This is a genomic window from Chryseobacterium contaminans, from assembly GCF_001684955.1.
GTDB lineage: Bacteria > Bacteroidota > Bacteroidia > Flavobacteriales > Weeksellaceae > Chryseobacterium > Chryseobacterium contaminans.
The window spans coordinates 22,868-28,955 of sequence record NZ_MAYF01000300.1 but is presented as its reverse complement, the minus strand read 5'-3'; the positions used below and the strand labels follow the sequence as shown (position 1 = coordinate 28,955).

Genomic DNA, 6,088 nt, shown 5'->3' with positions numbered 1-6,088 from the left:
ATATATAGAAAATATTATGCACGAAAAATTACTTTTAATATTAGGATTATTACTCATTGTTATGCTGCTGGTTATGCTGGCACAAAGAATTAAAATCGCATATCCTATTTTTCTGGTTCTGGCCGGGTTGGGAATAAGTATGATTCCGGGAGTTCCCATATTAAAACTGGATCCGGATATTATATTTCTTATTTTCCTGCCGCCGTTATTGTATGAGGCCGCCTGGTATACTTCATGGAATGACTTTTGGAAATGGAAACGGCCTATCAGCTTATTGGCTTTTGGCTTGGTATTTTTAACATCTTTAGTAGTGGCATATGCGTCGCAAGCCCTGATTCCCGGATTTACATTGGCATTAGGCTTTTTATTGGGCGGAATTGTTTCACCACCGGATGCTGTAGCAGCAACAACCGTATTAAAAGGATTGAAAGTTCCTAAAAGAACCATTACAATACTGGAAGGAGAAAGCTTAATTAATGATGCTTCTTCACTGATTGTATTCCGTTTTGCACTGGCGGCAGTAATGACAGGTGCTTTTTCAATGCATGAAGCTGCAGGGCAGTTTTTCTGGGTAGCAGGAATGGGAATTGTAATAGGAGTGGCAGGGGCACATGTATTTTATGCCATTCACAGGTTTTTACCTACAACACCGGCTATTGATGCTGCACTTACAGTGATGACTCCTTATATTCTTTTCCTTTCTGCGGAACATTTTCATTTTTCAGGAGTAATGGCTGTGGTAAGCGGGGGACTGTTCATGTCTTTCCGTGCTCATGAGATTTTTAAGACAGGAACTACAAGAATAAATATGACAGGAGTCTGGAATACCCTGATCTTTGTAATGAATGCTTTGGTTTTTGTTCTGATAGGCCTTGAACTTCCCGATATAATCAATGGTTTAGGAGATATCTCTCTGTTGCAGGGGATTAAATATGGTTTAATCATCAGTAGTATTGTTATTATAGTCCGTTTATTATGGATCTATCCGGTTGCCCATCTTCCAAGGTGGATCAGTGAAAAAGCTCGCCGTGATCCTAATCCCGGATGGAAAAACCCATTAATCATCGGATGGGCAGGAATGAGGGGTGTTGTTTCCTTAGCCACCGCATTATCCATTCCGGTGATGATGAATTCGCAGGCTGAATTTCCTATGAGGAACCTTATTATTTTTATCACCTTCGTGGTCATTTTCGTGACATTGGTTTTTCAGGGACTCACATTGCCCCTGATCATTAAATTAACAAAGATAGGAGAGATTGATCCCATCATACCTTCCCATGAACAACAGGCAGGAATTCAGATGAGGCTTGATCAACTGGCTATAGAAAAACTTAATGAAGAACAGGAAACTACTTCCAACAGTTTGGTTGAGAATCTTAAAAAAACACTGGAAAATGATATTCAGCTTCATCAGAATCATTTAAGTTCTCTGGAAATGTGTACCAACAGGCAAAATGATATGAAGGAGTATCACAAAGTGATGCTTGAAATTTTTGCCCTACAAAGGAAAGAATTATTTAAAATGAAACGTGAAAAGCTGTTCAGCGATGATGAAATAAGAAAGGCAGAATCCCAATTGGATCTTAATGAATTGAAAATAACAGGAAATAAACATTTGTAGGGTAATGAGAGACAGAAGTGGATAATTACACAATGAAATCTACCGTCTTTTTCATAATTTGCAGATAAAATATTTTTATGTTTGAGAATATCATCAGGAACATTACAAGATTTATTACCATTACTCCTGAAGAAGAAAAAATTTTCACAGAATTATTGGTTTGTAAAGCATTTCCTAAGAAAACCGTTTTATTAAGAGAAGGTGAGATCTGCCAATTTGAAGGATATATTCATAAAGGATGCTTGAGAATGTATTGTCTGGATGATAATGGAACTGAAGTGACTCTGTTGTTTGCTATAGAAGACTGGTGGATCAGTGATATTGCTTCATTTCAGGATCAGAAACCCTCAAAAGTTTATATTGAAACGCTGGAAGACTCGGAGATTTATATGCTGAATCCCACAACAAAAGCAGAATTGCTAGAGAAAATCCCTAAGTTTGAAAGAGTTTTCAGAATGTTGGTGCAAAGAAACCTTTCCACTCTTCAGACCCGTTTGGTTAACACCATTTCGAAAGCAGCTTCAGACCGATATCTTGAGTTTATCAAAGTATATCCTTCCATCCCACAAAGAGTAGCCCAATATTATATAGCTTCTTATCTTGGCGTTTCAAAAGAATTTGTAAGTACGATCAGAAAACGCTTAGCCTCCAAAGAGTAATAATTTCTTATCGTAGGAAACTCAATGAATAGTAATGAAATTTCTGTTTATTTCACATAAAAATGCCGGATATTGTTGTATCGGCATTTTTTGTTGCTGTAAAATCATTTATTAAACTAGTTAAATGTGTAGCCCTTTCCGTCTCTCCCTTCCGAACCTCCATTTGTGATATATCCCCAATAATTGTTTTCCTGAGCGTTGAATAAATGAGCGAAGAAATCTATCACCTCTCTTTCAAAAGAATGGGTATTCATGTGGTGGGAACCTCCTGGATAGAATGAGTCATCTGCATTATTAATAGGAAATTTAAGGAATTTGTATAGAGGGCTGTAATCAAATAGCCTAACAAATAATTTATTCTTTCATTTAAATGATTTTCAAGCTGATCAACTTTAACTTGGTCTTCCAGTGCTAAGTTTTTATTCATCATATTATTAGTTTTGTGGCAGGTAAAATAAAACGATCAGATAAACCATTGCTTATTTCTGTTGATTTGTAAATGTAGAGAAAGGAAAAAAAGATATATAGGCTGTAATTCCCGATCTGTAGTCAAAAACTCTTCTTTTTGATGATGATGGATATGGGAATCCCTGTTGCCTCCGTTCTTTATAATTACCTAATTTCTACTGATGAAGCATATCAGGATTTTTGTCACTTCTAAATACGAAAAAAGCTCCTTAGGTAGAGTTGTATTTAATTTTAGAACATACATTTTTTTATTTATCGGAGATTCTGTTACAACTTACCTTAATTTGGATACCCTGGTTGCTTTCAGTCTTTGGAACTTTGCCATACTCATGATGCAAAGAATATGGAAAGCCAACGATAAGATTTGAACACATCAGAAATCAACAAACTTCAATTAAAAAAAATCAGTAAATTAGTTATGTATAAATCAGTAAATCCAAATATGAAAACTCCGGAAAAGGTTTCGTCAATTAATGCCCTGCATCATTTTTTAGGATTGAAGAAACCATCGAATCCACTGATTAGTGTGTTCAGTTTTGATGATGTCAACCTGGAACCTGAAACGATCCTTAGTGCAGTTACTACGGATTTTTATGTTATTGCATTGAAAAAGGAATGTGCGGGGGGAAAGTGCAGATATGGACAACAGTATTATGATTTTGATGAAGGAATCATGTATTTTATTGCTCCCCATCAGGTACTTCAATTTGAAGATGTACTTCTGAATGGTGTGAAAGGTTTTGTTCTCGTGGTGCATCCGGATTTCTTTCAGGGATATCCTTTAGCTTCAAAGATCAAAGGCTATGACTATTTCTCATACGCGGCCAATGAAGCGCTGCATCTTTCAGAAAAAGAAGAAGCCTCCATAATGGATATCATTCATAACGTTGGAAATGAAATTGAAGGAAATATGGATGGTTTTACGCAGGACCTGCTGGTTTCCAACCTTGAACTTCTGTTAAAATATTGTGACCGTTTTTATAACCGTCAGTTTTTAACAAGAAAAAAGGTGAATAATGATTTGCTTACAAAGTTGGAAAATTTACTGGATGATTATTTCAAAAACGATAATTTAGCGATCAATGGAATACCCTCAGTTCATTTAATTGCAAGTGAATTGAATGTGAGTGCCAACTACCTAAGTGATATGCTCAGGGTTCAAACTGGAAAGACAACCCAGCAGCATATTCAGAACCGATTGATCCAGAAAGCTAAAGAATTACTTTCAACAACGGAATTGTCAGTATCAGAAATTGCTTATCATTTAGGATTTGAGCATCCACAATCATTTCACCGTCTGTTTAAAAACCGTACGAGTTTTTCGCCTCTGGAATTCAGGGCCTCATTTAATTAACAGTAAAAGCGTTCTAATCTAAAGAAATCGATTGAAATGAGGGAAACGATTATGATCTATCTTTTTTAGCCTTCTATATGTTCCCATTATCCTAAAAACAAATCAATAAAACAGAGATTATGTTACAACCTCCATTGATTCGGATACTTTTTTGTAGCTGATATAGCCGAATTTTGTACTATAAATTTAAAAGAGAAATAAATGCAAACAATATTAGGCGCTAATGGACAGATTGGTGAAGAACTGGCAAGGGAACTAAAAAGAAATTTCACTTCTGAGATCAGGATTGTAAGCCGTAAAGCTGCTAAAGTGAATGATACTGATGAAGTCTTTTCAGCTGATCTCTCGATAAAAGAGAATGCTATTGAAGCTGTAAAAGGAAGTAAAATAGCCTATTTTACGCTTGGATTACCTATCAGTTCGGATCTGTGGGAAAAGCAGTTCCCCCTGATTTTAAGAAATGTAATTGATGCCTGCAAAATCAATGGAACGAAGCTGGTATTTTTTGATAATACTTATATGTATCCACAGGATGACAGGAACCTTACCGAAAACACACCTTTTAGTCCGCTCGGAAGAAAAGCGAAAGTAAGAAGAAATATGGCAGATATGGTGTTGAAGGAAATACAGTCAGGAGAACTTGAAGCGGTAATCTGTAGGGCACCGGAGTTTTATGGTCCTGCTAAAACACAAAGTATTACCAACACGTTAGTTTTTGATAATATCAAAGAAGGCAAAAAATTAAAAGTTCCTTTAAGTGACAGTAAAAAACGAAGCCTGATCTGGACACCGGACGCAAGCCGGGCTACAGCTTTAATCGGTAACACACCTGATGCCTATGGACAGACATGGCATCTGCCGGTTGACGCAAGTCATCCCACTTATAAAGAATTTATAGAAATAGCATCCGGAATTTATGGAAAGAAGCTCCAATATACTGTAGTGCCAAAAATTCTATTCAAAATAGGTTCATGGTTTAATCCTAAGGTAAAAGAGCTATTGGAATTACTTCCAAGATATTCGTACAATAATCTTTTCGATGACTCAAAATTCAGAAAACGTTTTCCTGAATTTAAGGTTACAAGCTATAAAGATGGAATAGAACAGATCAAGCAGGAACAGTTTAGAGAAAATAAACTTTAGTTGCTTTCAGGAATATTCTGATGATATTGTAAAAACGATAACTGATATGAATTTATCAGAAGTCATGGACTTTAGACGGTGTTTAATTTTAAATAACAGAAAAAGATAATGAAAAAAATTCTTCTGGTTACAACCAATATCGGGCATTATAAAAGTGGTTTAGAAACCGGCCTATGGCTGAGTGAACTTACCCACATCTACCATATAGCAAAGGAGAAGGGGTGGATGGTTGTCATAGCAAGTCCTAAAGGAGGAGGTGTTCCCATTGACCCGGAGAGTATAAAACCTCTTGTATTGGACAAAATTTCAAGATCATACTATGAAAACCCTGCCTTTATGAGTGAGCTCAACCATTCAAAGAGCTTGCTGGAAGTTCAGAACGAAGATTTTGACTGTATATATCTTGCGGGTGGTCATGCGACAATGTATGATTTCCCTGATAATGCTATTATGCAAAATATGATCAGAAGGCAGTACGAAAGTGGAAAAATGGTGGCTGCTATTTGCCATGGAGTAGGAGGATTGATTAATGTAAAGCTTTCGGACGGTACTTACCTGATTAAGAGAAAATCAATGACTGGATTCGATTGGTTTGAGGAGACCATTGCCAGAAGAAAAAAAGAGGTTCCTTTTAATCTTGAAGCTTCAATTATTGAGCGTGGTGCAGATTTTAAAAAAGCATGTATCCCCATGACATCCAACGTAATAGTGAATGGGAATCTGATTACAGGCCAAAACCCGTTCAGTTCAAAAGAAATGGCAAAAATCGTTGTTAAAGAACTTGATCAATAATAGTCTTTCAGGATTAAAGAAATCACAAAACTACATTACATCAATATGTTA

The 6,088-nt window shown here is 36.3% G+C and carries 6 protein-coding genes; 5 read left to right on the top strand and 1 reads right to left on the bottom strand.

Annotated features, from left to right (window positions below):
* On the top strand, positions 1-1,621 hold a 1,621-nt coding region (locus BBH99_RS14190), incomplete at its 5' end, for a Na+/H+ antiporter (protein ID WP_317041498.1).
* A 77-nt stretch (positions 1,622-1,698) separates the two neighbouring features.
* On the top strand, positions 1,699-2,280 hold the full coding sequence (locus tag BBH99_RS14185; RefSeq protein ID WP_066696934.1) for a Crp/Fnr family transcriptional regulator: 582 nt from the start codon (positions 1,699-1,701) through the stop codon (positions 2,278-2,280).
* A gap of 116 nt (positions 2,281-2,396) precedes the next feature.
* Here BBH99_RS14185 and BBH99_RS22495 read toward each other — a convergent pair whose 3' ends face one another.
* A complete protein-coding gene (locus tag BBH99_RS22495; protein ID WP_165601950.1) occupies positions 2,397-2,534 on the bottom strand; it encodes a hypothetical protein in 138 nt (45 codons plus the stop codon).
* Between the two features lie 656 nt (positions 2,535-3,190).
* On the opposite strand from BBH99_RS22495, the gene BBH99_RS14170 reads away from it, so the two are divergent.
* The 3 genes from BBH99_RS14170 (at position 3,191) to BBH99_RS14160 (ending at position 6,037) form a co-directional block, all read left to right on the top strand.
* Complete coding sequence (locus BBH99_RS14170; protein ID WP_185111088.1) at positions 3,191-4,102, top strand: helix-turn-helix domain-containing protein; 912 nt, start codon at positions 3,191-3,193, stop codon at positions 4,100-4,102.
* 201 nt (positions 4,103-4,303) lie between these two features.
* On the top strand, positions 4,304-5,245 hold the full coding sequence (locus BBH99_RS14165; RefSeq protein WP_066696925.1) for an NAD-dependent epimerase/dehydratase family protein: 942 nt from the start codon (positions 4,304-4,306) through the stop codon (positions 5,243-5,245).
* A gap of 108 nt (positions 5,246-5,353) precedes the next feature.
* Positions 5,354-6,037 (top strand): type 1 glutamine amidotransferase domain-containing protein, encoded by a 684-nt coding sequence (locus tag BBH99_RS14160; protein ID WP_066696922.1) that lies wholly within the window; start codon positions 5,354-5,356, stop codon positions 6,035-6,037.
* The last annotated feature ends 51 nt before the right edge of the window (positions 6,038-6,088 follow it).